The organism is Vreelandella maris, from assembly GCF_013371085.1.
GTDB lineage: Bacteria > Pseudomonadota > Gammaproteobacteria > Pseudomonadales > Halomonadaceae > Vreelandella > Vreelandella maris.
The window spans coordinates 164,894-188,395 of sequence record NZ_JABWCV010000001.1; the positions used below are offsets into that span (position 1 = coordinate 164,894).

At 54.4% G+C, this 23,502-nt stretch carries 27 protein-coding genes; 14 read left to right on the forward strand and 13 right to left on the reverse strand.

Annotation, left to right across the window (positions count from 1 at the left end):
• Positions 1 to 55: 55 nt before the first annotated feature.
• From HUO07_RS00765 to HUO07_RS00775, 3 genes are all read right to left on the reverse strand, one after another.
• The gene (locus HUO07_RS00765) at positions 56 to 985 is read right to left on the reverse strand and encodes a glycerophosphodiester phosphodiesterase family protein (RefSeq protein ID WP_176301964.1); all 930 of its coding nucleotides are present in this window, start codon (positions 983 to 985) and stop codon (positions 56 to 58) included.
• A gap of 86 nt (positions 986 to 1,071) precedes the next feature.
• Positions 1,072 to 2,931 carry an Lnb N-terminal periplasmic domain-containing protein gene (locus HUO07_RS00770; RefSeq protein WP_176301965.1) on the reverse strand — a complete coding sequence of 620 codons (1,860 nt, stop codon included), beginning with the start codon at positions 2,929 to 2,931 and terminating at the stop codon, positions 1,072 to 1,074.
• A gap of 57 nt (positions 2,932 to 2,988) precedes the next feature.
• Positions 2,989 to 3,492: a DUF3015 family protein gene (locus HUO07_RS00775; RefSeq protein WP_176301966.1), complete on the reverse strand. Its 504-nt coding sequence runs from the start codon at positions 3,490 to 3,492 to the stop codon at positions 2,989 to 2,991.
• Positions 3,493 to 3,842: 350 nt separating this feature from the next.
• Between HUO07_RS00775 and HUO07_RS00780 the strand changes: the two genes are divergently transcribed.
• On the forward strand, positions 3,843 to 4,532 hold the full coding sequence (locus tag HUO07_RS00780; protein WP_176301967.1) for a VIT1/CCC1 transporter family protein: 690 nt from the start codon (positions 3,843 to 3,845) through the stop codon (positions 4,530 to 4,532).
• A gap of 67 nt (positions 4,533 to 4,599) precedes the next feature.
• On the opposite strand, the gene HUO07_RS00785 is transcribed toward HUO07_RS00780, so the two are convergent.
• Positions 4,600 to 4,980, reverse strand: coding sequence for a hypothetical protein (locus HUO07_RS00785; protein WP_176301968.1), 381 nt, complete (start codon positions 4,978 to 4,980; stop codon positions 4,600 to 4,602).
• A 235-nt stretch (positions 4,981 to 5,215) separates the two neighbouring features.
• Between HUO07_RS00785 and HUO07_RS00790 the strand changes: the two genes are divergently transcribed.
• Complete coding sequence (locus HUO07_RS00790) at positions 5,216 to 5,845, forward strand: SDR family oxidoreductase (RefSeq protein ID WP_176301969.1); 630 nt, start codon at positions 5,216 to 5,218, stop codon at positions 5,843 to 5,845.
• Between the two features lie 6 nt (positions 5,846 to 5,851).
• Here the strand turns inward: HUO07_RS00790 and HUO07_RS00795 are convergent, their stop codons facing one another.
• Positions 5,852 to 6,790 (reverse strand): LysR family transcriptional regulator, encoded by a 939-nt coding sequence (locus HUO07_RS00795; RefSeq protein ID WP_176301970.1) that lies wholly within the window; start codon positions 6,788 to 6,790, stop codon positions 5,852 to 5,854.
• Positions 6,791 to 6,919: 129 nt separating this feature from the next.
• Between HUO07_RS00795 and trpB the strand changes: the two genes are divergently transcribed.
• The 4 genes from trpB (at position 6,920) to HUO07_RS00815 (ending at position 10,284) form a co-directional block, all read left to right on the forward strand.
• Entirely contained in the window at positions 6,920 to 8,149 is a 1,230-nt protein-coding gene (trpB, locus tag HUO07_RS00800; protein ID WP_217908741.1) for a tryptophan synthase subunit beta, read from the forward strand.
• 20 nt (positions 8,150 to 8,169) lie between these two features.
• Entirely contained in the window at positions 8,170 to 9,009 is an 840-nt protein-coding gene (trpA, locus tag HUO07_RS00805; protein WP_176301971.1) for a tryptophan synthase subunit alpha, read from the forward strand.
• Between the two features lie 123 nt (positions 9,010 to 9,132).
• Positions 9,133 to 9,453, forward strand: a complete 321-nt coding sequence (locus HUO07_RS00810; protein WP_176301972.1) for a hypothetical protein — start codon at positions 9,133 to 9,135, stop codon at positions 9,451 to 9,453.
• 108 nt (positions 9,454 to 9,561) lie between these two features.
• Complete coding sequence (locus HUO07_RS00815; protein WP_176301973.1) at positions 9,562 to 10,284, forward strand: YrhK family protein; 723 nt, start codon at positions 9,562 to 9,564, stop codon at positions 10,282 to 10,284.
• Positions 10,285 to 10,419: 135 nt separating this feature from the next.
• On the opposite strand, the gene HUO07_RS00820 is transcribed toward HUO07_RS00815, so the two are convergent.
• Positions 10,420 to 11,193, reverse strand: a complete 774-nt coding sequence (locus tag HUO07_RS00820; RefSeq protein WP_176301974.1) for an SDR family oxidoreductase — start codon at positions 11,191 to 11,193, stop codon at positions 10,420 to 10,422.
• Positions 11,193 to 11,519 (reverse strand): nuclear transport factor 2 family protein, encoded by a 327-nt coding sequence (locus HUO07_RS00825; RefSeq protein WP_176301975.1) that lies wholly within the window; start codon positions 11,517 to 11,519, stop codon positions 11,193 to 11,195. The genes HUO07_RS00820 and HUO07_RS00825 overlap by 1 nt, the downstream gene beginning before the upstream one ends.
• 92 nt (positions 11,520 to 11,611) lie before the next feature.
• Here HUO07_RS00825 and HUO07_RS00830 point away from each other — a divergent pair, with 92 nt between their 5' ends.
• Positions 11,612 to 11,986 (forward strand): winged helix-turn-helix transcriptional regulator, encoded by a 375-nt coding sequence (locus tag HUO07_RS00830; RefSeq protein WP_176301976.1) that lies wholly within the window; start codon positions 11,612 to 11,614, stop codon positions 11,984 to 11,986.
• 195 nt (positions 11,987 to 12,181) lie between these two features.
• Here the strand turns inward: HUO07_RS00830 and HUO07_RS00840 are convergent, their stop codons facing one another.
• The 5 genes from HUO07_RS00840 to phnC are packed head-to-tail and all read right to left on the reverse strand — an operon-like array spanning position 12,182 to position 16,607.
• Positions 12,182 to 13,042, reverse strand: a complete 861-nt coding sequence (locus HUO07_RS00840) for a LysR family transcriptional regulator (protein WP_176301977.1) — start codon at positions 13,040 to 13,042, stop codon at positions 12,182 to 12,184.
• Positions 13,036 to 14,046 carry a phosphonate dehydrogenase gene (locus tag HUO07_RS00845; protein ID WP_176301978.1) on the reverse strand — a complete coding sequence of 337 codons (1,011 nt, stop codon included), beginning with the start codon at positions 14,044 to 14,046 and terminating at the stop codon, positions 13,036 to 13,038. Before HUO07_RS00845 ends, HUO07_RS00840 begins: the two co-directional genes overlap by 7 nt.
• Before the next feature lie 9 nt (positions 14,047 to 14,055).
• Positions 14,056 to 14,886 carry a phosphonate ABC transporter, permease protein PhnE gene (gene phnE / locus HUO07_RS00850; protein WP_176301979.1) on the reverse strand — a complete coding sequence of 277 codons (831 nt, stop codon included), beginning with the start codon at positions 14,884 to 14,886 and terminating at the stop codon, positions 14,056 to 14,058.
• Positions 14,887 to 14,895: 9 nt separating this feature from the next.
• On the reverse strand, positions 14,896 to 15,765 hold the full coding sequence (gene phnD / locus HUO07_RS00855) for a phosphate/phosphite/phosphonate ABC transporter substrate-binding protein (RefSeq protein ID WP_176301980.1): 870 nt from the start codon (positions 15,763 to 15,765) through the stop codon (positions 14,896 to 14,898).
• Entirely contained in the window at positions 15,762 to 16,607 is an 846-nt protein-coding gene (gene phnC, locus HUO07_RS00860) for a phosphonate ABC transporter ATP-binding protein (protein WP_176301981.1), read from the reverse strand. Before phnC ends, phnD begins: the two co-directional genes overlap by 4 nt.
• A 302-nt stretch (positions 16,608 to 16,909) precedes the next feature.
• Here phnC and HUO07_RS00865 point away from each other — a divergent pair, with 302 nt between their 5' ends.
• The gene (locus HUO07_RS00865; RefSeq protein ID WP_176301982.1) at positions 16,910 to 18,586 is read left to right on the forward strand and encodes a methyl-accepting chemotaxis protein; all 1,677 of its coding nucleotides are present in this window, start codon (positions 16,910 to 16,912) and stop codon (positions 18,584 to 18,586) included.
• 122 nt (positions 18,587 to 18,708) lie between these two features.
• Positions 18,709 to 19,812, forward strand: a complete 1,104-nt coding sequence (locus HUO07_RS00870) for a DUF3541 domain-containing protein (protein ID WP_176301983.1) — start codon at positions 18,709 to 18,711, stop codon at positions 19,810 to 19,812.
• On the opposite strand, the gene HUO07_RS00875 is transcribed toward HUO07_RS00870, so the two are convergent.
• Complete coding sequence (locus HUO07_RS00875; protein WP_176301984.1) at positions 19,809 to 20,198, reverse strand: ester cyclase; 390 nt, start codon at positions 20,196 to 20,198, stop codon at positions 19,809 to 19,811. The genes HUO07_RS00870 and HUO07_RS00875 overlap by 4 nt on opposite strands.
• 99 nt (positions 20,199 to 20,297) lie before the next feature.
• Here HUO07_RS00875 and HUO07_RS00880 point away from each other — a divergent pair, with 99 nt between their 5' ends.
• The 5 genes from HUO07_RS00880 to HUO07_RS00900 all read left to right on the forward strand — a co-directional run bounded on the left by HUO07_RS00880 (position 20,298) and on the right by HUO07_RS00900 (position 23,407).
• Positions 20,298 to 20,633 carry a zinc ribbon domain-containing protein YjdM gene (locus HUO07_RS00880; RefSeq protein WP_176301985.1) on the forward strand — a complete coding sequence of 112 codons (336 nt, stop codon included), beginning with the start codon at positions 20,298 to 20,300 and terminating at the stop codon, positions 20,631 to 20,633.
• Between the two features lie 68 nt (positions 20,634 to 20,701).
• Positions 20,702 to 21,397, forward strand: coding sequence for a haloacid dehalogenase type II (locus tag HUO07_RS00885; RefSeq protein ID WP_176301986.1), 696 nt, complete (start codon positions 20,702 to 20,704; stop codon positions 21,395 to 21,397).
• Between the two features lie 2 nt (positions 21,398 to 21,399).
• Entirely contained in the window at positions 21,400 to 22,002 is a 603-nt protein-coding gene (locus HUO07_RS00890) for a glutathione S-transferase N-terminal domain-containing protein (protein WP_176301987.1), read from the forward strand.
• A gap of 205 nt (positions 22,003 to 22,207) precedes the next feature.
• A complete protein-coding gene (locus tag HUO07_RS00895; RefSeq protein WP_176301988.1) occupies positions 22,208 to 23,002 on the forward strand; it encodes a carbon-nitrogen hydrolase family protein in 795 nt (264 codons plus the stop codon).
• 84 nt (positions 23,003 to 23,086) lie between these two features.
• Positions 23,087 to 23,407, forward strand: a complete 321-nt coding sequence (locus HUO07_RS00900; protein ID WP_176301989.1) for a DUF427 domain-containing protein — start codon at positions 23,087 to 23,089, stop codon at positions 23,405 to 23,407.
• Positions 23,408 to 23,502: the final 95 nt, after the last annotated feature.

A 23,502-nucleotide genomic window follows, 5' to 3' on the forward strand; every position in this document is an offset into this window, starting at 1 on the left:
GCGATTCACCAAAAACGCCCAGCCAGGCTGGGCGTACGGAGTGCTTATAAGCGGCTTACTCTATGAGTTCGAGCAGACGATCAGGATAGTTGGTGAAAAGACCGTTGACGCCCATTTCCATCAAACGCTCCATCTCATCGGCTTCATTGATGGTGTAGACATGTACCGGTAGGCCGTTGTCGTTCGCCTGACGGATGAAGTCACCGTCAATCACTTCCTCACCTTCGTATATGAAATTGGTGCCCAGTCCGACTGCATAATCCGCCACTGCCTGGAAGTCCTCATCGGTGATCTCTTCTGGCCCCGGCGTCACGTCCGTCCACTCCACCAATCGGCCATTCTCCTCTTCGTTGGGGTAATACCAGACCAGTTGAATAAGCGGGATGTTCTCGTTTAATTCGTGCACTTTCAGCAGGCTATCTTGCTCGAAAGACTGGACCAGGACCCGACCACTCTCGATCAAGTCATGCTCTTCCAGCAGCGCTACCAACGCTTCTTCCAGGCCAGGGTTCAACTGCGGCGACTTGGTTTCTATGTAGTAGCGTGCATCGTGCCCAAAGTGCTCCAATAACTCATCCAAAGTAAGTATTTGAGTGCCTTCAAAGGCTGTGTCGGCACTGTCAGGGTTTTGCTCGTTGAACCACGTGCCGGTATCCAGTGCTTTCAGTTCTTCCAGCGTGTAATCATTGATCTCGCCTTCGCCGTCACTGGTGCGGCCAATAGTGTCGTCATGAAACACCACCACCTCACCGTCCGAGGTGATTTGCGCGTCCAGTTCCAGGTAATCGACACCCCACTCATGGGCCAGTTCATAGGCCGCCATCGTACTTTCCGGCGCATGGCCGCTGGCGCCGCGGTGGGCAATGACCTGGAATGACTGCAGATCTTTTATCTGCTGTTCCAACGGCGATGTTTCGGCCAGCACGGTGGTAGCAGCAGCGAAAAGGCCCAGGGAAATTGACGTAACCAGTAAACGGCGTTGCATGGGAATTCCTTAATTGAATGTTCGTTCAATAAGCGTACATCCCCTGAAGCGTTAACGCCAAAAGAGGGAAACTGTTCAGTGTTTACTCAAAAGTAACGGGATAGACCAATACTCGCTTCGTTAGCGGAATAGTCATGCTGAAATTCAAACCGCATGTCCCACTCAGTGGATAGGGCAAAACGATGCTGTAATTGCCACTCTGTTCGTTGGCGATCGCTGTAACCCATATTACTGCGATGTGATAACTGAATGTGGGTGCGTTGGCTTGGTGACCAACTACTCACTATGCCCGCCTTCACCATCGGTACCGCCATGCCATCATAATGCCGCTGTGTTCGCAATTGCGCACCTGCTAAAAAATAAGGTAAATGTGACCCCAATGACCATGATTTACCGGCTAGCACATTAGCAACACCATCAAAGCAGCGCCGACAACTTAGCCGGTTCCTCTCAATGCCCGCAGATATTTGCCATGCCGTTTGTGGCAGGGTAGGGAGCGCTATGGCATTAGTATGTAAATTGGTAACGTTAAAAAGATCCAAGCGGTTTAACGATACGCCTTGATCATCGGCATTAATTTCTACAGTAGTAATTTCAACAGCCGAATTGGGCATACGAGCTTGATTGGTATCGAGCAAATCGTACTGAAGAGGTCGAAACCTTAGACGAGTGCTATTAGTAGAGTGGCTGTTATGAACCCCACTGAAACCTACCAATGAGGGCGCTGCTACTTCATGTATTGCAGGCGATGTTTCATAGTTCACTTCGGCACGGCCGGTAGGAAGGCGTAACCGTGCTTGAAGCAGTTGACGCTCTATTTCCGGCAATTGCTCTGTGTCGCCCGTTTGGCGCAAAAAAGAGGCATGACTAAGCAGCGTATCCAAGACGTCACTACGCTGCACTGCTGATAACTCAGAAAACGACTGCGCCTCCATTCTTAAATCATTTTCGGAAGGCCATACGGCGTTTGCTGCACGTTGCTGATCACTATTTAGGGCATTGAAAGAGCGTTGGGTAATAAGCCTTCTTGAAGGTATTTGGCGCGTTTTGACTAATAAAGGGCTGTCATGGTGCGTGGTGTTGCTCAAAGCCCTTAATAGATCCTCAGGCGCTACCCATGGCGAAAAGCCAGGTGTAAGGTCATTCTCTACGACCAGCTCCAGTGTTCTAGCAATTCGGGAGGCACAGTTTTGAGATAAAAATAAGTACTCGTAGTCTTTGCCAATAATCTCAAATAAGTGGGCGGTTAATAGGGATACTTCTGCCTCTGTAAAGCCTAATTGGTAATGCCATAAGTCGCGCATCTCTCGTTCAGAATAAAGCGTGGTATTGCGATAGAACGAAGCATTTGAAAACTGCGCGTCGTAGCCGCCCAAAAGGCCCTTTGCCATGTAGGTAATCAACCCTTCGTCATTGGGTACATCAGCACCAAAATTCAAGCTGGTATCTAGCAGATACTGCGCATTAGAAGTCGAGCTTTGCGCTTCTGGCACGGAAGAGTGAAGCATTACATGGCCAAAAAATGAGGCTGGGTTACCCAGATAGCCCGTGGCAAACATCAGGCCTATTTCAGAGCCCTGATGCTGAGCTTGCCATTCCTCAAACTCGGGGCACGCAGTGCTCGGCCACTGCTCACCTATTTTGGCTGACAGCCAAATTGCTCGTGCAGGGAAGCGGCAACTTGCGTGGCTGCCAGATGCCTCAGGTGGCTTGCGTAAGGCGGCAAGCGTAGCAGCTAGTTCTGCCTGGGGGTCATAACGTCCATTTTCAGCAAGGAAAAAGGCACTGTCGATAACGGCACTTCTAGGGGGTGAGAAGGGGGTTTTACGGTCAAAGTGCAGCAGTGATAACCACTGGGAGTCTTGAGAGAGGGTCGCGACATTTGCGTGAACAAAGGTGGACGATAGTGAACAAAGTAAAAGAATCGTCAGCCAAAGCCGCGGCATGCGAAATATGTCCTATAGGAAGCGAAGTGGGCTGACTGGGCCAGCCCACGTAAGGCATTAGCTGGCTGAACAGTTGGCAGCCGCTTGATTTAAGCTAGTGTAAAAGCTGTAGGCTTTGTCATTATGGCTCATAGAGGAGTAGCTAGAGTCGGCGCTTACAGCACTCAAGTCGCTACGTAGCTGAGAAATGCTAGTAGCATCGCCAGCGTCACAACCTACCAGTCCGAGTGCAGCGGCTAAGTGGTTACCTTCTCCCATGGCTGCTTCCATCGCGAGTTGGTCGTACGTCTCATCGATGAACTGAGCTACTTTGATCTCTTCGCCTTCACAAGAACCAGGTGAAATAGTTGCTGAAGTCACGGCAGTGGTGCCTGAGTCCCAAATAACGTTTGAGATCGCTGCAGCGGTAGTGTTGTCATCAAAAATAGCAGCGCCGATGCCGCAATGTTGCCACGGATTGATTTCGCCTTGATGATCATTAGCAAAAGTGGTCGCGCTTAATGTAAGTGCAGTTGTCGCACCTAACAGTGCAATAGAGGCGGTAATAGAACGTTTCAACATGAGATTCCCTAATGATTTTTTTGTCGGTTAGAATTTTTATCTAGAGGTACCGACAAGCCTCAAGATTTGTACATACGTTTGAGGCGAGCTGCTCACTAAATATTCTTAATTTTACCATTATTTCCATGCTTTTTTTGTAAGTTATAACTGACAGCTTTGTAAGCAATTACTTACGTTCTTGTAGGTTATTGCTTACAGGGTGGGCGTAATAACTAATAGATTTCTTGCTGCAAAGCGTAAATGCAAAAAATTGCTAGTCGGTCGTTTTCATAAAAGACCTGCTAGGCTCTGAAGGAGCCCAGTGTATTTAAAACCCAGTCCCGCGACTCAACAACGATGGAAATAAACCCATGATCCATACAGAGCATCATCGCTCTCACCGGTCCGGCTGGTTGCGCGCTGCAGTGCTCGGCGCCAATGACGGCATTGTGTCTACCAGTAGCCTCATCCTCGGTGTTGCAGCGGCCAGCACTGCGCAGAGTGAGATCATGCTGGCAGGCGTTGCTGGCCTGGTGGCTGGCGCTATGTCGATGGCGGCGGGGGAGTATGTGTCGGTGAGCTCGCAATCCGACACTGAGCACGCCGATCTTAACATTGAGCGTAAAGCACTGGCTGAACATTACGAACTTGAGCAGGAAGAACTTGCCGACATATACATCACTCGTGGCTTAGAGCCTGAATTGGCACGTCAAGTTGCTGAGCAATTAATGACGAACGACGCTCTAGGCGCTCATGCTAGAGATGAGATTGGCATCACCGACACTGGGCAGGCTCGCCCCCTCCAGGCCGCTCTCTCATCAGCAGCGACCTTTACCGCGGGCGCGCTTTTGCCACTGTTGGTCGCCTGGTGGGCACCATCATCATTATTAACTCCTTTGGTAGCGCTGTTTTCGTTGCTCTTCCTGGCTTTGTTGGGCGCTGTTGCGGCTCGAGTCGGCGGTGCACCTATTTTTAAAGCTGCAGCAAGAGTGATGTTTTGGGGCGCGCTTGCAATGGCGCTAACCTCTGCCATCGGTCGTGTGTTTGGAGTCGTGGCTTGAATGCGTGAGCGCCGAATTTAGCGTTCGTATCGAAGAGCTGGCAATTATTGATGCTGAAGTGCTTGGATCAGACTTCAGCATTGCTGCGGCCAGAAGCTTCAATAACCTCGTGGTGTATGCGTTGCTGCTGTTCAGCTGAGAGGTCTTGGTACGAACAACCAAATAGTTGTTGCGCGTATCGCTCGAAAAGATCAGCAAGGCTAGGTGGTGTTTTTTTTATCTGCTCTGCTTTCGCCAATCCCTGCTCGCTTGTCAGTTTCCTATACTCCTCCATGACTTTGTTGCGCATCGCATGGCAGTACTCTGCTGCCTCAAGATAACTGGCTCTGCCTGCTGAGATGTCTGCTTTAGCAGTCGAAGAAATACGCTGAATTTGCGATATATAACGTGCTCGGGTATGAGCATCGTTACTCGCATCAATACCGACACTGTGTTCTCCCTCGGTCATAGACCCCTCCAGGTAACCACTAGGCGCAAAGCGCTCACTGATTCATTATAGCTTTACCACCTCAAGTTCACGCTTAAGCCATTATGTCGGCGTCTCGCTGCCGGTTTACAAAGCGTTAGAGAGGCCACTAGTCCTTGTTAAAGTGCCGGTGCAGGGGAGAATTAATCAGCAATAGGTTGAATTAAGCCTAGGTGCCTGCACTTATTAATAAGTAACTCATTCATAAGGAGCCGTTATGACAACGTTAGTGATTGGCGCGAACGGACAGATTGGCAAACAGTTTTGCGAACTGGCCCAAAAAGCGGGCACGCCCATCAAGGCAATGATTCGCAGTGAAGAGCAGGCAGCCTGGTTCAAAGAGCACGGCATCGATACCGTGGTAGCTGATTTAGAGGACGAGTTTGAGCACGCCTTTGACGGCTGCGACCAAGTGGTCTTTACGGCGGGCTCAGGGCCTCACACCGGGCCAGACAAAACGCTGATGATTGATCTTTTTGGCGCCATTCGTACCGCCGATATCGCTAAGCAAAAGGGCCTTTCCCGCTACATCATGATTAGCGCCATGCGTGCAGAAAAACCACTAGAGGCGCCCGAAAAAATGCGCCCCTACATGGCCGCGAAATTTGCTGCTGATGCCCACCTTCGTAATAGCGGTATGCCCTACGTTATTCTTAAGCCTGGGCGTTTGACCGACGAAGCCGCCAGTCAGCGGTTCGCCAGTTCAATTGAGGAAGCAGGCGACAATCAAATCTCCCGCGCCAACGTTGCCCATGCGCTACTTCACGCTGTGCAAAAGCCCGATTTGGTCAATCAGGAGTACTTACTACTGGATGGCAAGCGCTCAATTAGCGAGATTATCCGCTAGTAAGGGCTAAACGCTATTGAGTGTTAACGCACTGCGTTGATCAGTTGCCAACTCCCGCTTGAGCCACTCCGCCAGTGGCTCGCTGCGGCGGGGTTGAGTGAGAACGTTGGTTTGGCCGGGTAACCACAGGCACAGACGCGCAGGGGTTTGGATACTTCCCCAGGGGGCCAACAGCCTGCCACTCTTCAGGTCGTCTTCTACCAACAACTTGGGGGCGATCGCCACGCCCAAGCCCGCCACTGCCGCTTCCATCAAGTAGTAAAGGTGATCGAACCCCTGGCCTTTGCTTAGCGCCGTTTCAAGCTGTGCCAGTTCTAGCCCTTTGGCAGTGGCCCACTGCGGCCACGCCTGGGGGCGGGAAGATGTATACAAGAGCTTATTGGCAAACAGCGATTCGGGCTTGGTCGCATCGCACTGGGCCGCCAGCTGTGGGCTTGCCACCGCACATATCTGCTCCGCCATCAACTCGAATACCTCAACACCTGTGGGCCAGGGCGGCTCGGCAAATGCCAGGGTGGCGCTGGCATCCGTTTGCGTACCCGGCTGTTCGCTTTCGCTCACCACGACTTTTAGCTTGAGCTCAGGCAACTCGCGGTGCAAGCGATCCAGGCGGGGAATCAACCAGCGTGCTAGCAGGCTGCCAGGGCAGGCGAGAGTGAAGGGGGCTTCTTCCACATCACGTTTGAGCGCTGCGCAACTATCCTTGAGACGGTCGAACGCCTCTCCCACACCGATTTGCAGCTTTTCGCCATGTGGCGTAAGCGCAATACCTCGGCCCGCTTTGGCAAAAAGCGCGATACCAAAATGATCATCCAGGCTTTTTAACTGGCGGCTGACCGCGCCGTGAGTCACGTTAAGCTCATCGGCAGCGGCGGTCACGCTACCCAAACGGGCGGTGGCTTCAAAGGCGCGCAGGGCGCTAAGCGGGGGCATGCTGTGTTGCATGGAGTATCCTGCTGACAGTTGACTTAATCTCACATGTTGCTGACATCTTATCGATTTTTATCACCGCCTGCCTGCGCTATCTTCATCACAATCTTAAATTGCTCCGCTCAATCGCATTCAGAGGTCGTGATGAATAAACCAATGGATTTATCTTCAAGCTTGCCGGATGCCAACGGCCTATTTGGCAGCTTCGGTGGCCGCTTTGTCGCCGAAACCCTAATGCCGCTAATTCTAGAGCTGCAAGACGAATACACCATTGCCAAGAGCGACCCCGAATTCCAGCGCCAATTGGCCTATTTTCAGGGTGATTATGTGGGGCGACCCAGCCCGCTCTACTTTGCCGAGCGGCTGACCGAGCACTTCGGCGGTGCGAGTATTTATCTCAAACGCGAAGAGCTCAACCACACTGGCGCGCACAAGATTAATAACTGCATTGGTCAGGTGTTGTTGGCCAAGCAGATGGGTAAAAAACGCATCATCGCGGAAACCGGCGCAGGCATGCACGGCGTTGCCACCGCTACCGTGGCGGCGCGCTTTGGTTTGCCTTGTGTCATCTACATGGGCGCCACCGACATAGAGCGTCAGCAACCCAACGTATTCCGCATGAAGCTGCTGGGCGCGGAAGTGATTCCCGTTACCTCGGGCACCGGTACGCTAAAAGATGCCATGAACGAAGCGCTGCGTGACTGGGTAACGAATGTCGACGACACTTTTTACATCATTGGCACCGTGGCGGGACCACACCCGTACCCGGCCATGGTGCGCGATTTCCAGGCCGTGATCGGCCATGAAACCCGCGCCCAAATGCTGGAAAAGAAAGGTCGCCTGCCAGATTCGCTGGTGGCCTGCATTGGTGGCGGTTCAAACGCCTTGGGGCTGTTTCACCCCTTCCTGAATGACCTCGACGTGAAGATGATTGGCGTAGAAGCGGGTGGCAAGGGCGTGAAAAGCGGCCTGCATGCAGCCAGCCTGAACGGCGGCACGCCAGGTGTACTGCACGGCAATCGCACCTACTTGCTGCAAAACGAAGATGGCCAGATTATCGATGCCCATTCGATTTCCGCAGGGCTGGATTACCCCGGCATTGGGCCAGAGCACGCCTGGTTGCACGAGCAGGGGCGGGTCGAGTACGTCTCTGCCACCGACGACGAAGCGCTGGAAGCGTTCCAGGTTTGCTGTCAACAGGAAGGCATCATCCCCGCTCTGGAGACCGCTCACGCTTTAGCCGAAGTCGCCAAGCGTGCGCCTACGCTGCCACGCGAGCACTTAATGGTGGTCAACCTTAGCGGGCGTGGTGACAAGGACATGATGAGCGTAGCCCATCACCTGGGTGAAAAATTCGGGGTTAAACAGCTATGAGCGCGACTCAGGAGAACGTCATGACCCATAAATCACGTCTTGAAAACTGCTTTGCTGCGCTCAAGCAGCAAAACCGCCCAGCGCTGGTGAGTTACCTCACCGCTGGCGATCCGGACGCCGACACCTCCCGCCGCCTGTTGCATGGGCTTCCAAAAGCGGGGGTGGATATCATCGAGCTCGGTATGCCATTCAGCGACCCCATGGCCGATGGCCCTGCTATCCAGAAAGCCGCGCTGCGTGCCTTGAACAACGGCCAGACCCAAGCCAAAACGCTGGAAATGGTGCGCCGCTTCCGTGCAGAAGACAGCACCACGCCCATTGTGCTGATGGGCTACTACAACCCCATTTTCTGCTACGGCGTCGAGCGCTTCTTGACCGATGCTGCCAAGGCCGGGGTCGATGGCCTGATCGTGGTAGACCTGCCGCCCGAGCACGATGAGGAACTCTGCACGCCAGCGGCCCAGCACGGCATTGATTTTATTCGCCTAGCCACGCCGACCACCGATGCCAAGCGACTGCCCAAAGTGCTGGCCAATGCCTCGGGGTTTATCTACTACGTTTCCGTGGCCGGTGTCACTGGTGGAAGTGCACCCACGCCAGAACGGCTGGAAGGCGCAGTAAATCAACTGCGCGAACACACCGAGCTACCCATTGCCGTGGGCTTTGGTATTCGTACCGCCGAGCAGGCCGCCACCATTGGCCGCTTCAGCGATGCGGTCGTCGTTGGCTCTGCGCTCGTCGATTGTATCGAAAATGCCAACACGCCTGATGAAGCCATAGAGCGTGTGCATGGCCTGGTGAGTGAGTTGGCCGAAAGCGTCAGGGCGTGTAGGGAGGTGAGTGAAGAACACCAGTTTTAACCCGGATGATGATAATCTCCCAGAGTCGCTGATGGGCGATGCTCGCACAGCGAGGCGCCGCCACCGGTTTCAGCCCAGCAATCCGCTGTCACCCTTCAAGATTCTATAAAACTGAGAGAAACAATGGGAAAGCTCCTTTCACTAATCGTAATAGTAGCGCTTGGCTACACGGGTATTTACTTCTATTACGGCGTGGTCGTTGAGCGGGAAATCCAAGAACAGCTGGATGACCGTGGCCTCTCCGCTGTTAGCATTGATAACGTTGAGTATGATGTGCTGGCGCCCGTTAGCACCTCAGCAGATATAGCTGTCACCGTCACTTATCGCGGCTCGCAAGCAACGCTGGATTTGACAGTACAGGGCCACCCCCTGTTTTCTGATGAAGTCACGGTCGAATTTGATGGTCTACAAGCACTACGGCTGGGCATCAGCTTCGGGCAGTAAAATGCAATAGCCTGCTAAACTGCCGAGTGGCGTGGGCAAACTTGATGAGTGTTTAAATCAGCGCTGGAACGGCCATTCTGTTAGCTCGTGTAAACATAAGGACGTGACATGCCGCATCACATCACTAACCGAAAACGCAGTTATCGAACGTCGTTACCCAAAGATAGTTTTTTCTGGGAAGGCCTAAATGCTTCAGCCTATATCGCGGGTGCCGCTGCCTTTGTGATAGGCAGTGTCTTCTTCCTGCCAGCCTTTGAAAAATACATGGCGGCAGGGGCCGGGCTGTTCATTTTGGGCTCGTTATTCTATCTAGCGGTGGCGGCAAACGATTGCATAGAAATCATCAGTTATTACCGCCGTCACCCCTCGCACGGCAAGAAGACCATGCTCGAGTTTATAATGTCGGCAGGGTATATCATCGGCAGTGTACTGTTCCTGATAGGCAGCGCCTTGTTTCTGCCCAGCGTGGGCTGGGAAAGAGGGGGCGCCTGGTGCTTTATCGTTGGCAGTGTTCTGTTTACGATTGGCGCGACGGTCAACGTGACGCAGATCACTCAGGCGGGAACCTTAGTGGTCTTGCAGCTACTCAATGCTGTTGCCATCTCGTTTGTCATTGGCTCCATCCTGTTTTTGGCCGCCTCGATTCCTTATCTCTGGCCGAGCTATCAGACACCGCTTGCCCATGCACTGCACACCTATTTGGGTGCTCAGTTTATTTTCGCCAGCCTGCTGTTTCTCGCCGGAGGAGTCGTCAACTTCTACAGAGCCTATCGGGCTCACCAAGACCATCAACAAAACCCAGACGTAAAGAACCAGTGCCTCACCGAATAAGGTTTATTGAACACCGGTTTTAATGGCTAATCGTCAGTAGGGCAATGTAGCTTGCGAACAATCGCTAGCCCTCATCGCAGGCCGGGAAGCCAAGGGGGCGGTATAAACCACTCTCAAACCGCCCTCAAACTGTCCTCAAACAACCGGCACCGTACCCCCATCGATCACGTACTCCGTTCCCGTGATGGTGGCTGCCAGCGGTGATGCCAGAAACGCAATCAGGTTGGCCACTTCTGCAGGCTTCGAAGGGCGGCCAATCGGGATGCCGCCCAGCGAATTCATGATGATCTGCTTGCCGCCTGCGTAATCGGTGCCTGCGTCGTGGGCAATCCGCTCGGCCAGCGCAACGGCGGCTTCCGTCTCGATCCAGCCCGGCGACACCCGAACCACACGCACCCCTTTGGGCGACACTTCCTTGGACAAGCTCTTGCTATAGGTGGAGAGCGCCGCCTTGGCCGCCGCGTAAGCCGTAGTTGATTCGGGGAGGGGAAGTTCACGCTGAATGGAGGTCACGTGGATAATCACTCCATCGCCCTGGGCTAGCATGCCGGGCAGCAGGGCGCGATCCAGCCGCAAAGCGGGAAACAGGTTGATGTCGAGCTCTCGCTGCCACTCTTCCTCCCCAAGGGCAGCGAACCCGCCGCCGGGCGCGGATGAACCACCCAGTACGTGAACGATAATATCGACGCCGCCCAAGCGATCGTTGACCGCATCGGTCACCGTGGCACAGCCTTCGGCTGTCGTCAGGTCAGCAGTTACAAACAGCTCATCGGGCAGGTCGGTGGGGCGAGTACGGGCGGTGGTTAGCACTTGCGCGCCTTCCTCTCGAAAGAGTGCCACCACGGCCGCACCAACCCCTTTGCTGCCGCCGGTGATCAATACGCGTCGCCCGTTCAAGTTCAGGTTCATTAGTGGATCTCCAATGACTGGATTTGCGACTCGGCAAGCTGGAAAGCATGGTCCAGTTGCACCGGGCTGCCGGGGAAGTTGCCGGTCACGGTGGCGGTAACCGCCATCTTATTGCCTTGGTGGGAAACACTGACTGGCTCGACGCGATACTCAATCTTCTCGCGGGTGGCGCGCATCCACGCTTGAATAGCGGTGTGCCCGCGGTGCGTCTCGCCTTCGTCGAACACACAGGCATCGTGGGTAAAGCATTGCGCAATATGGCTAACATCCGCCCCGTTGCTGATGCGGAAATAAGTGCTGATCGCGTCTGGCAGTGACAAACTCATGATGGTCATCTCTCGCAAGGGTTAATATGCGAGAATCTTCTGCCTAGACTGACGCGTTATCAAGAACGCACAAAAAGGTAAGTGGCTCACCCATGAGAAAGATTTATACGCCCGCTACCGCCGCAAGCGATGTGGAAAATGTATTAAAAATGCTGGAAGGGCGCTGGAAGCTCATTATTCTCTTTCATCTCTTCGATGGAAAAGTGCAGCGCTACTCCGATTTCGAAAAACTCATCCCCGATATCTCCCAGAAAATGCTCGCCCAACAGCTGCGCCAACTGGAAGCGGATGGCATCGTGGCCCGTAAAGTCTATCCCCAGGTGCCGCCGAAAGTGGAGTACCGCCTGACCGAATGGGGGCAAACGCTCTGCCCGGCGCTGGATGCTTTGCTGAAATGGGCCGAGCAAAAGGATCACTTCCAACAGCCAGCCGAACAGAACGATCAAGACACCGCCGCCACCCAATGAGAGCCGCCTAATGCACTACCGCACCATGACCATCAACGACTATGACGCCGCCATTGCCCTATGGAGCGAAAGTGAAGGCGTGCGGCTGCGCGATGCCGATTAACGCTTCAGTGAAGCTTGCGGGGGTTGGTCTCAATGGCACCTATTCTTAGCCACCCACACGCCTTCCCTGGCTCTAAAGATGTCACTCAATTTTCACTGACATATATGGCTGACGAAAGTGGAAACTGGAGGTTGCCGCGCAAGCGTCTCAGGGCAAATGACCATCAGTTTTTTTGCCAATGCGGCATCACTGACCGGGATGGCACACAAGGTGCCCGCTTGAATCTCCTCTTCGATGCAAGCTGCCAGCACCAGTGATACGCCAAGGCCAGCTTTGACAGCCTGTTTAACCGCTTCGGTACTGCCCAGTTGCATTGAAACCTTCGGAAACGGCCCTCTTTCGCCGAAGAAATTTGCCAGCAACCGGCCAGTACCTGTTCCGGGTTCACCACCAAGCAAGCTCATTCCGGCAAGGGTTTCCCGGTCTATTTCATGCCAGCCCGCATAGGGGTGATCTGGTCGGGTAATTAAAACCACGGGTTCCTGTCGCCAATCCATTGCCTGGAAGCCAGGTTTTGGGTTCCACCACTCCATCACCGCAATATCCAGCTCGCCGCTGGTCAATTGTCTGGCAATGTTTGGATTGTTATCAATCACAAGGTCCAGCTCAGGTACCGCCGGAATGTTCTTGAACGTGCTCACGTAGGGCTGGAGCATGTAAATACCGATGTTGGAACTTGCCCCTACGCGTAAACGCGTACCGCTAACGACTTCTCGGGCACGCTCGTCCAGTTGCAACATACTAAGCGCTAGAGGCATAAGTGCCAGGGCTGCTTTGGTGGGCTCGCATCCCGTTTTACTGCGGCGTATCAACAGGGCACCTAGCTGCTCTTCGAGCTTTTGAATGTGCTGTGAAAGCGTGGGTTGTGCGATACCGAGAGCTTGGGCGGCGGCCTGAAAACGTCGGTGCTGAACCAGTGTGGTAAAACTTTTCAGCCAGACCAAGTTCAGCATGGAGTTGTCTCAGTGATAGTGGGCGAATTAGCCGCATCCTGAGGGCGTTCTCCTTGTAACGCTTGCAGAATGTTGTCGGCAGCACGCTGTTCAATCATCAGGCGCACATCCTGGACGGCAGAGCCAATGTGTGCCGTGAATAGCGTGTTGGGATGGGCTCGCAAAGTGGGGCAAATCTCTTGCGGACGATCCTCTCGAGCCCAATCTTCCATTTCAAAAACATCCGCTGCGTAGCCGCCCAACTGCCCAGACTCCAATGCTTCCAAAACGGCAGCTTCCTGCACTACAGAACCCCGGCATGGGTTGATCAAATAGGCGCCTGGTTTCATCAGGGCCAAGCGCGCAGCGTTCATGGTATGCAGGGTTTGTTTATTGAGCGGCAGGGCCAAAATGACAATGTCGGCTTGCCCGAGCAGCTCTTCAAGCGACTTGCGCGCCACGCCGAGCGTTTCCTCCTCAGCAGCGGGCAAGGCATCTGGCTGAGAATACAGTAAGGTGGCCCCCCAGCCGTTGAGCCGTGTTGCCACAGCCTTGCCGATGGGGCCCATGCCGACGATACCCACGGTGGCGTCTGCAATCCCAAGCCCATAGAACATTGGCTGCCACCCCCTGAACTGGCCAGAACGAACATACTCGTCGGCTGCCCGAACATGTCGGATTAGGCTAATGGTTAGCCCTATGGTGAGTTCAGCCGTTGGCACTGTCAGCAAATCCGGTACGAAGGTCAGCCAAACGCCATGACGCGTACAGGCCTCCACATCGAAATTATCGTATCCCTTCAGCGCGGCGCCAATAACTTTCAGCTTGGGGCAGCCAGCTAGAAATTCCTCGCTGACCCGATCCGGCATAAACACCATCATGCCATCTGCGGTTGCCGCGCGGGCCTTTACCTCGGCGGCGGGCAAGGTAGTGTCTGACTGGTTGGTGATTAATTCACAGCTCTGTTCCAGCCTTTCCAGCACACTGTTATGTACCCGGTGGGTAATGAAAACCCTTGGTTTCATTTGATTTCCTTACTTGAATTTCTTACGAAGATGGCCGCTAAGGCTATCCACCATCGTCACCATAACGAGTATGACAATCAGGATGGCGCTGACTTCCTGGTACTGCATGACACGTAAAGAGCCCATTAGCTCGAAGCCGATCCCGCCAGCCCCCACCATGCCCATCACCGTAGAGGCGCGAAAATTGTATTCCCAGCGATAGATGGAGACATCGGCAAACTGCGGAAGAACCTGCGGCAGCACCGCGTGCCAGTGAACCTGTAATCGAGTCGCGCCAGCGGCATTGGCGGCTTCCACTGGGTCTGGGTCGACATGCTCAATCGCTTCGGCAAAGAATTTACCCACCATCCCGATGGAATGAAGGCCGAGCGCTAGCACGCCCGGCAAGGCGCCAAAACCCACTGCAGCAACGAAGATAATGCCCATAATCAACTCGGGCACCGAGCGCAGAGCATTTAGCAACGTGCGGGTTACGTGGAAGACCACGGGATGGGGCGAGGTATTGCGAGCAGCCAGGAACGCCAGGGGCACGGAAGCGATGACCGCTATTGCCGTGCCAGCAATGCTCATGGCGAGCGTATCGACCAACGGAGACATCCAATCCCTGGCATTGGTGAAATCGGGAGGTAGCGATTCACCCAGCAGGGTGGCGATGGCAGGAACCCCGTTGGCTAGGGTGCGAAAATCCAGCAAGTCCACGTACCAACTAGCCAGGAGAACCACTGCCAGTAACGAGCCCACTTGGAAGAGCTTACTCCGCCAGCCGCGCGCATGTTCGGCCAGCACCGCGTCAGGAGAAAATGAAGAAAGGGCCGGCGGATCCGTTTTAGTCTGATTCATAACGCCCCCTTACATCTTGGCGAAGTCAAGGTTGAGCAGACTACCCATTTCCCGGATCACATCGTAATCGGAGTCAGTGATAACGGCGAAACCTTCGGCTTTCAGGTTGCTCAGGATTTCTTCATCATCAATGCTAATGAAAGCGTCTTGTATCTCCTGCTTGAGTTCCGGGTTCAAGTTGGAACGCATCGCCCAGGGGTACTGCGGATACTCCCCACTGTGACCCAACACCCTAACCTTGCTGCGATCTATCAGGCCGCGGTCCATCACATGTTCAAAGATCACTTCCGATAGTCCCCCTGCATCTGCATTCCCATTGGCAACGTTCACCGCCACGGCATCATGGGAGCCAACAAAATGGGCTTCATAATCCTCTCCTGCTTCCAGTCCCGCCGATTCAAGCAGCACGGTTTTGGGAATCAGGTGGCTTGAAGTGGAGGCTCGGTCGCCATAGGCCATCTTCATGCCCTCGATATCGGCATAAGACTCAACGCCGGAATCGACATTGGCAATAATGATGGAGCGGTAGGTGGGCTTGCCATCCACAATCATGGCCGCAAAGGGTTCGATCTCGCTTTTGCTTTTTGCCATTACATAGGAGAGGGGCCCGAAGTAGGCGAGGTCGATGCGACCAAAACGCATGGCTTCGATCATGGAGGAGTAATCTGTAGTGACAATTAGCTCAATTTCTTTGCCAAGCGTACTTTCAAGATAGTCTTTCAATGGCTGGTTGCGTTTGATCAGTTCAGAAGCGTTTTCATCAGGGAGCAGCGCGACTTTTAACAGGTCTGGATTTGGATCAGAATCCGCAGCTAAGGCCGACACGGTCATTCCAGCCATAAGACAGATAGCGAAGAAAAAGCTGAATAGCGGTTTCATTGTGCAATCTCCAGTTTTATCGAAGGGGTATTCGCGGATTGAGGGGTGGGGTTGGTGGTTTCATCGGCTTCGGGCAAAACCCCTGGCGCACCGTGGTAAATCTCATCCAGGTGGCATTGCTGTAACTGTGCCGGGGCTGCATCGAAAACGATTTGGGCATTCGCTAGTCCAATAATGCGGTCAGCAAACCGCTGGGCATATTCCAGCTGGTGCAGTGAAATGATGGCGGTAATACCATCTTCACGGCATATGTCTCGCAGTAATGTAAGCACTCGCTCAGAGGTTGCCGGGTCAAGGCTGGCCACTGGCTCGTCCGCCAGGATCATGGCGGGCTGCTGCGCCAAGGCACGAGCAATGCCCACGCGTTGCTGCTGCCCTCCGGAAAGCTGATCGACCCTGGTAAGCGCCTTCTCAGCCAGGCCTACGCGATCCAGGCAGTGCAGGGCAAGCTCCTGTTCCTGCCTGGGTAGCGGAAACAAACTGCGCCAGGTGCTGTGGTAAGCAAGCCGACCCATCAGCACATTCTGGAGCGCAGTGTGGCGTTCAATGAGCTGATGGTGCTGGAAAACCATGGCGGTTTTGCACCGATGGCGGCGTACCGTAGTAATGGTTTCGAGCGCACCTAGTTCGGCCGAGATCACTTTGCCGGTGCTGGGCCGCACCAAGTGGTTAAGGGAGCGCAGTAACGTAGATTTACCTGCACCGGAAAGACCGAGTAGAACCGTATACTCCCCTTTGTGGAAATCAACGGTGGTGGGTCGGAGTGCGAGAACATTCCCAGGATATGTCACCCCCATTTTCTCGATGCGGAGCATTAAGTCAGAGGATTGAACAGGCTCCATTGGATCACCTTCTGCAATGTATGAGATCACTTGATTGTGACTCACAATGCAACGTTAGCGCTCCTAGGTGACAAAGCTGTGTCATGCAGATGATAAGTTAATGACCATCAAAGGGGGCGGGCAGCATGTAATGACATAAGAAATTGGCGCTTTATAAGTTAATAAAATTTAATGTTTCTGTGCGCGTGCCGATAATGCATTTTGCTTGGTATCAAGATGTGTTGGGTCTAAACGCTTGAAGTTACCGAGGTGGCTTCCACCTGCCCAATGCAACGCGCTGCGGGCTTTCACGAGATCCCCCCATGCTACTTCTGAATCGAAGCGTTAAACTGCGGCTTGCCGTGAGTTTAGGCGCGTGCATCTTGATGTTAATTGTTGTCGGTATTATCGGTCTTTCCAGTCTCAGCAAAACCAACGATGCCCTCAATAGGACTTATGAGGGGAACGTACTCACCTTGGGTGATCTTATTAAGGTCAACCAAGCACTGCTCGGCAACCGGGTAAAGATAACGGCCGAGCAGCGTGATCGAACCCCGGCATCTGCTATAACAACGAAACAAGAGGTTGCGGAGAACGATGCCATTATCGACGCCGCCTGGAATGATTACTTCCCTGAGCGTGTTTCTGGTGATCAAGAGCGTGCAATAGCCGAAAGCTTTATCGTGTCGCTAGCCAGTCTGCGTGCCGGTATTGACGATATCAACGCGGCAATGATTGGCAATGATTATGACGCCGCCAGAGAGATAGCCACCACCACGCTACGTGCTGAATACCCTAAAGTGCTCACGGCGATTCAGGGCCTTATCGACCTTAACAGCGCCCAAGCCGCCGCCAATAACCAGCAGTCATCAAGCGACTATGTTTGGACGCGCAACTTCGTTATAGGCGTTATGGTGGCGGCGATCATCTTCGGCATTCTGCTCTCAATATGGTTGGTTCGCGGCATCATGACACCGCTGGGCAAGGCGCAAGCACTCGCCAACACCATGGCTGAAGGCAGGCTCGATAATAACGTCGACGCTTCAGCCAAGGATGAATTTGGTGTGATGCTCAGGGCGTTAAAGAGCATGGAAGCCAAGTTCTCGCAGGTGGTCATGTCCGTTCGTAATAACGCCGAATCCGTGAATGTCGCCGCCGACGAAATCGTGCTAGGCACTGATGACCTCAGCCGCCGGACGCAGGAACAAGCCTCCAGCATCGAACAGACCGCGGCATCGATGGATGAAATCACCTCGACCGTGCGTCAGAACGCCGACAACGCATCCGAAGCCGACAAGCTCGTGCACGATGTTAACCAGCAAGCTAACGCCGGGGGCGAGATCGCAGGTCAAGCCATCAAGGCAATGGAAGGTATCAACGCCTCAAGCCGCAAGATTGCCGGTATCGTCGGCTTGATCGATGAAATCGCCTTCCAGACCAATTTGCTGGCGCTGAATGCCTCGGTAGAAGCCGCACGTGCGGGCGAGCAGGGGCGTGGCTTTGCGGTAGTGGCGAACGAAGTACGCAACCTGGCAGGGCGTAGTGCTGAAGCCGCCAAAGATATCAAAAAGCTCGTTGAGGAGAGTATCGGCCAAGTCGACAACGGCTCAAGTCTGGTCAACCAAGCAGGCAAGTCGCTCGAAGGTATCGTTCATGGCGTTAAGCGCGTCTCGGTGTTGATGGGTGAGATTGCCACTGCCAGCCGCGAGCAGTCCCAAGGTATCGAGCAGGTAAACACCGCCGTCTCGCAAATGGACAGTGTCACCCAGCAGAATGCGAGTTTGGTGGAAGAGTCCAGTGCGGCAGGGCGTTCATTGCAAAGCCAAGCGGAAGCGTTGTTGAAGGAGGTATCGTTCTTTAGAGGAGCGACCACCGGCCAAAACCAACGCGCGCTACCCGCAGCGCCAAGAGCGCGTGACAGCCAGCCGCGGGCCAACAAAGGCTTGCCGACTCACGTGGTTGGTGGCAAGCAAGACACCGAGAAATGGACTTCTTTCTAATCGCTAGCCGTTATGAAAAGCGCCCTCAGGGCGCTTTTTTTCTGAGCAATCAGCTAACACCTAATTGCTCATCAACTGTGCAATGATGGCCTATCGATAGTGAACGCCACCAAGGGGCCGTCATGAAAAAGCTCTTTTCACTGATGATTGTGCTGGTGTTGGCTGGCTGCGCCGCCATGGAGCCTCATGCGGAGCGTGACGTCCAGCGCGACGCCGGTCTGGCCATCCAGGAGATCTACGAGCAGGCGCTGCCGACGCTGTCCGAGGACAAGCAGCGCCACTTTGCCCAGCGGCTCTACCGCCTGACTGGCGAGCAGCGCTGGTGCGCCCTCAATCACGCCTACGGCGAGCGACTACTGGCGCGACTCGAGGAGGACATCGTCGGCCTGGCCGAGCCCGGGTACGCGGCTGCCCGCAGCCGGGCGATCGTTGCCGACTATTCGCAGCGCACTGCCAAGCAGCGTGCCCGGCGCGCCATGCTGAGTGAGTGGGAGGAGATCGCCTTCGCCCGGGGGCTGTTGTTCAGGCTGGTCCAGGCCGAGTACCACGGCCTGCTGCCGGCCATTGAGGACCACGAGCGGGCGCTGGGCTACCAGGCAGAAGTTGACTGGGCGGCCTTCCTGACCGACCCCGCGGTGATCGGGATCTATGCCGCTCAGGTGGCCAACTATAAGTACTTCCTTCACCAGCTCGGCGTGATGGACCTGCGCCGGGAGGTGGAAGAAGCCTTCCGACGCCACTACCCGCCTGATCGAGTTGCCGGGCTCAACGACGCCGAGTACCGTAACTGGCTCTATGGCCTGACCCACTTCGTCATCGCTGACAGTCGCTACTACCAGCGGAAGGTGGACCCGGAGGTGCACGCCTGGGTGCTGGAAGCGCTGGAACGGGAGACGGCCGGTATCATGGCCCGCGCCACGGCCGACATCCAGGCCGAGGTGGCGTTGGCCTTCCTGCTGGCCGGCCGCGAGGACCACCCGTTGGTGGGACGGGTGCGCGAGGCGCTGGTGGCGGCGATCGACCCGGCCAGCGGCATCATTCCCTCGCCCGAGGGGGAAAACGAGCTGGCGGGTGGTGAACACCGCAACGTTCTGGCGATCATGGTGCTGCGCTGGCCGGGCCGCCTGCATCCCGGCCCCGACCTCTCGGACGCGCTTGGCGGGCGCTCAGCCGAATGCGATATTCTGCTCTATTCGTTTGTGAATGGAGATAACCAGAATGTTTAGCCCAGCTGAGCTTCTATCGCGACTTTATCGATCACCGACCAGACTTCCTGAATCTTATTATCGTGGAAGCGGTAGAACGCGTTCTCGCAAAACATCACTTTTTTGCCATCCACCGCAAGGCCGAGGAAGCTACCTTTGGGGGTGACATCGAATCGCAGCCTGCACGCAACATGCGGTGAATCAACGGCCAGCAGCTCAATGTTAAAGTGAAGATCTGGTATCTGCTCGTAATTGGCTTCCAACATGGCGCGATAACCATTAACGCCTAGGCGCTTGCCGTTGTGGTGGACATCGTCATGCACGAACTGGCCAAGGTTCATCCAGTCCTGATTATTGAGGCAGGTGATGTAATCACGGTAGGTCGCTTCCAGGTCACGTTTGTTCATCCTGGCTCTCCTTTCTTGGGCTGGCGTGAAGGCATTCGCCACGGTGCCTCTGGCTAAGTATCATCATCAGCCTAAACCAAACCACAGAAGTCATCACTCATGCCGTGCCCACCTTGCCCAAACTGCCAATCTGAATTTGTCTATCAGGATCAACGCCTGTTCATCTGTCCCGAATGCGCCCGCGAATGGAACCCTGCTGAAGCTGCGGCGGAAGACACCGTGACGGTAAAAGATGCCCACGGCACGCTGTTAGCGGAAGGCGATAAGGTAACGATGATCAAAGACCTCAAGGTCAAAGGCAGCTCGCTGGTACTCAAGGTGGGCACCAAAGCCGTGATCAAGCGATTAATGGACAGCAAGGATCACCAACTAGACTGTAAGGTCGACGGCGTCGGCGACATGATGGTGACCGCCCACTTTGTGAAAAAAGCCTAAATAAGCCCGGAGTTCTTCTAGCCACCTAACGACGCCGTCAGCAATAACCATCCATCAAGGAGATACGAATGAAAGCCATCGTGTTTGACGTATTTGGCACTATTGTTGATTGGCGCTCCAGCTTGATTCATCAGTTCAGGGGGCTTGAGAAAGAACTGGGGATTGATCTACCCAGTGAAGAGCTGGCGGATCAATGGCGGCAGCTTTATGCGCCTTCCATGGATAGAGTACGCAGAGGGGAAATCCCCTGGACGGTATTAGATGAGCTGCATCGAGAAAGCTTAGTCAAGCTACTCGATCAACAGGGGATTGCGCTAGACGAAGCGACCATTGATCGCGTCAATCACTTTTGGCACCAATTAGAACCCTGGCCAGATGTACCACAGGGCCTACAGCGCCTGAAAGAGCACGCCATCATCGCAACGTTGACCAACGGTAATGTCTCATTAATGGTCGATGTTGCCCGTCACGCCAAGCTACCGTGGGATATGATTTTTTGCGCCGAGTTATTCGAGCACTACAAGCCTGACCCGGAGGTTTATTTAGGGGCTTGCCGCTTGCTACGCCTACCGCCGGAAGAGGTAATGCTGTGCGCGGCGCATAATGCTGACCTGCGTGCTGCCCGTGCATTGGGACTGAAAACGGCGTTTATCCCCCGTCGCACAGAGTATGGGCCCCACCAAAGCAAAGATTTAGACGCAGAAGAAGCGTGGGATTTTGTGGCTGAAGACCTCGTCGCGTTGAGCGAGCAACTAGGGAAATAACAATGGAACTCTACCTAAACGCCACCTCGCCCTATGCGCGCCTGGTGCGCATCGTATTACTGGAAAAAGGCTTGGCGGACGCCGTGACGCTGAAGTGGTGCGACCCCTGGGCAGACGATGCCGATCTCTTAAAGGCCAACCCCGCCGGGCGCATTCCCGCGCTGGTCACGGAGGAGGGCACCACGCTTAGTGAATCCATGCTGATTGCCGTTTACCTGGAGAGCGTAAGCCCCAACCCGGCAATGCTGCCAGCAGCCAGCCAGGGGGATGTGCTGCACTTGGCGGGTCTAGGCCAAAACCTGATGGATGCCGCATTCACCACCGTGATTGCCAGAAAGCATTATGGCAACGAGATTGACGATAGCGAGCTCGGCCAGCGGCGTTCGCGAGCCATTCAGCGGCTGTTGAAGCAGCTGAACAGTGAGTTTGGCGAAGAACAGCAGGCCTCAACTATCAACCTGGGTAAAATCGCTATTGCCGTAGCGCTGGATTATCTAGCCTTCAGGCTGCCAGAGGTGAATTGGAAAGAAGATTATTCGCAGCTTCAAGTTTGGCATGCTGGCGTGACTGCACGGGTAAGTTTTCAAGAGACTGCATTCGTTTAGCAGAGCCTATGCCAATACCATGATTGCCAGTATCACCTCGCTACTGCGGGGTGTTATCGTCTGGCCAAACATCACCTAGCCGCATTTGTTTTTAACCGAGAAGCGATACTTACCTTCTTGTATGGCAAAAAGCCCTATAAAGGCACAGTGGACGGGGGCTTTAGCCCGTGACCATTCCAGCAGCCATACAGATAAGCGATTAAAAATGACAACCACCACAGCCGCCCCCATCACCATTGCACTCGCCCAATTGCCCATTAGCAAAGCGGCGGTAGACGAAAACCTACAAACGCACCTGACTTACATAGAACGCGCTGCTGCGCTGGGGGCCAACATGGTGGCCTTTCCCGAACTCTCGCTCACCGGCTACGAGCTGGCGCTACTCAGCCAGTTGGCTATGCCCCGCAACGATAAAATCTTTGCCACGCTCACTGCCGCCGCCGTAGCTACTAACACGGTGGTGATTGCAGGCTGCCCGCTGCATAACCCAAACGGCAAACCCTACATTGCAGCGGTGATCTGCTTCCCCAACGGTGAACACACCTTCTACCTAAAACAGCACCTTCACGAAGGGGAGGATGTCTATTGTGCTCCCGGCCACGAAAGCGGCCTGATCAACGTAAACGGCACCCGCATAGCCCTAGCCGTTTGTGCCGACTTTACCCACCCAAGCCACGCCGCTAACGCCGCCGCCCAACAAGCGGACGTATACCTAGCCAGCGCTCTGATCTCCCCAGGCGGTTACGCCAAAGATGCCGAGCTACTTGCCGCCATAGCACAACGGCACCAGTTTCCGGTACTGCTCGCCAACCACGTTTCCATCACAGGCGGCTGGCAAACCTGCGGTAACAGCGGCGGCTGGAACGCAGCAGGGGAGCTAGCGGTTAGCGCCCCCGGCACTCAGCCCAGCTTAGTGCTGTGCCGCATTCACCACGGTGCCATAACTGGTAGCGTGGAAGTGATGACTCACACTCATTATAAAGAATTAGTTATCGACTAAAAACTAAGCTGCCGAGGTAGGCTTAACTTATGTTTGCTGCTAGTCTCGAAGTATTAGAGCGAAAAACGCCGCAGGGAATATAAGATGCAAGATGCCCGCATAACGCTTCACCCAAGCAAGCAGCGCATGCAAGTGCAGGTTGAGGGCATTCTGTTAGCCGACTCCACAAATACGCTTGAACTCCGCGAACATGGCTATCCGCCACGCCACTACTTTCCACGCGAAGATGTACGGATGGACTTACTCACCGTTTCAGGAACCACCACTTATTGTCCCTTTAAAGGGCATACGGTGTATTTCTCGCTGGGTGAGAATCAGGATATTGCTTGGAGTTATGAGGAGCCGATTGAGGGTATGGAGGCTATAGCGGGAACATTGGCATTTGATAGGGTGAGGAACGGTTGACTCATCCTGATCCTAAGTATACAGGTAGATTCGGCTATTAGAGCTATCAAAAAAATTTTTCATAAAAAGATTTTTAATAAAATTGGTGTGTAAAA

What these genes read in the sequence shown, in the direction of transcription:
- HUO07_RS00770 (WP_176301965.1), bottom strand. Translation starts at nt 2,931, where the DNA reads ATGCCGCGGCTTTGGCTGACGATTCTTTTACTTTGTTCACTATCGTCC.
- HUO07_RS00865 (WP_176301982.1), top strand. Translation starts at nt 16,910, where the DNA reads ATGCTACTTCTGAATCGAAGCGTTAAACTGCGGCTTGCCGTGAGTTTA.
- HUO07_RS00880 (WP_176301985.1), top strand. Translation starts at nt 20,298, where the DNA reads ATGCCGTGCCCACCTTGCCCAAACTGCCAATCTGAATTTGTCTATCAG.
- HUO07_RS00840 (WP_176301977.1), bottom strand. Translation starts at nt 13,042, where the DNA reads ATGCTGAACTTGGTCTGGCTGAAAAGTTTTACCACACTGGTTCAGCAC.
- phnD (WP_176301980.1), bottom strand. Translation starts at nt 15,765, where the DNA reads ATGAAACCGCTATTCAGCTTTTTCTTCGCTATCTGTCTTATGGCTGGA.
- HUO07_RS00785 (WP_176301968.1), bottom strand. Translation starts at nt 4,980, where the DNA reads ATGACCGAGGGAGAACACAGTGTCGGTATTGATGCGAGTAACGATGCT.
- HUO07_RS00845 (WP_176301978.1), bottom strand. Translation starts at nt 14,046, where the DNA reads ATGAAACCAAGGGTTTTCATTACCCACCGGGTACATAACAGTGTGCTG.
- HUO07_RS00895 (WP_176301988.1), top strand. Translation starts at nt 22,208, where the DNA reads ATGACAACCACCACAGCCGCCCCCATCACCATTGCACTCGCCCAATTG.
- HUO07_RS00870 (WP_176301983.1), top strand. Translation starts at nt 18,709, where the DNA reads ATGAAAAAGCTCTTTTCACTGATGATTGTGCTGGTGTTGGCTGGCTGC.
- HUO07_RS00885 (WP_176301986.1), top strand. Translation starts at nt 20,702, where the DNA reads ATGAAAGCCATCGTGTTTGACGTATTTGGCACTATTGTTGATTGGCGC.
- HUO07_RS00780 (WP_176301967.1), top strand. Translation starts at nt 3,843, where the DNA reads ATGATCCATACAGAGCATCATCGCTCTCACCGGTCCGGCTGGTTGCGC.
- trpA (WP_176301971.1), top strand. Translation starts at nt 8,170, where the DNA reads ATGACCCATAAATCACGTCTTGAAAACTGCTTTGCTGCGCTCAAGCAG.
- HUO07_RS00775 (WP_176301966.1), bottom strand. Translation starts at nt 3,492, where the DNA reads ATGTTGAAACGTTCTATTACCGCCTCTATTGCACTGTTAGGTGCGACA.
- HUO07_RS00765 (WP_176301964.1), bottom strand. Translation starts at nt 985, where the DNA reads ATGCAACGCCGTTTACTGGTTACGTCAATTTCCCTGGGCCTTTTCGCT.
- phnE (WP_176301979.1), bottom strand. Translation starts at nt 14,886, where the DNA reads ATGAATCAGACTAAAACGGATCCGCCGGCCCTTTCTTCATTTTCTCCT.
- HUO07_RS00790 (WP_176301969.1), top strand. Translation starts at nt 5,216, where the DNA reads ATGACAACGTTAGTGATTGGCGCGAACGGACAGATTGGCAAACAGTTT.
- HUO07_RS00825 (WP_176301975.1), bottom strand. Translation starts at nt 11,519, where the DNA reads ATGAGTTTGTCACTGCCAGACGCGATCAGCACTTATTTCCGCATCAGC.
- trpB (WP_217908741.1), top strand. Translation starts at nt 6,920, where the DNA reads ATGAATAAACCAATGGATTTATCTTCAAGCTTGCCGGATGCCAACGGC.
- HUO07_RS00795 (WP_176301970.1), bottom strand. Translation starts at nt 6,790, where the DNA reads ATGCAACACAGCATGCCCCCGCTTAGCGCCCTGCGCGCCTTTGAAGCC.
- phnC (WP_176301981.1), bottom strand. Translation starts at nt 16,607, where the DNA reads ATGGAGCCTGTTCAATCCTCTGACTTAATGCTCCGCATCGAGAAAATG.
- HUO07_RS00820 (WP_176301974.1), bottom strand. Translation starts at nt 11,193, where the DNA reads ATGAACCTGAACTTGAACGGGCGACGCGTATTGATCACCGGCGGCAGC.
- HUO07_RS00815 (WP_176301973.1), top strand. Translation starts at nt 9,562, where the DNA reads ATGCCGCATCACATCACTAACCGAAAACGCAGTTATCGAACGTCGTTA.
- HUO07_RS00890 (WP_176301987.1), top strand. Translation starts at nt 21,400, where the DNA reads ATGGAACTCTACCTAAACGCCACCTCGCCCTATGCGCGCCTGGTGCGC.
- HUO07_RS00830 (WP_176301976.1), top strand. Translation starts at nt 11,612, where the DNA reads ATGAGAAAGATTTATACGCCCGCTACCGCCGCAAGCGATGTGGAAAAT.
- HUO07_RS00810 (WP_176301972.1), top strand. Translation starts at nt 9,133, where the DNA reads ATGGGAAAGCTCCTTTCACTAATCGTAATAGTAGCGCTTGGCTACACG.
- HUO07_RS00900 (WP_176301989.1), top strand. Translation starts at nt 23,087, where the DNA reads ATGCAAGATGCCCGCATAACGCTTCACCCAAGCAAGCAGCGCATGCAA.
- HUO07_RS00875 (WP_176301984.1), bottom strand. Translation starts at nt 20,198, where the DNA reads ATGAACAAACGTGACCTGGAAGCGACCTACCGTGATTACATCACCTGC.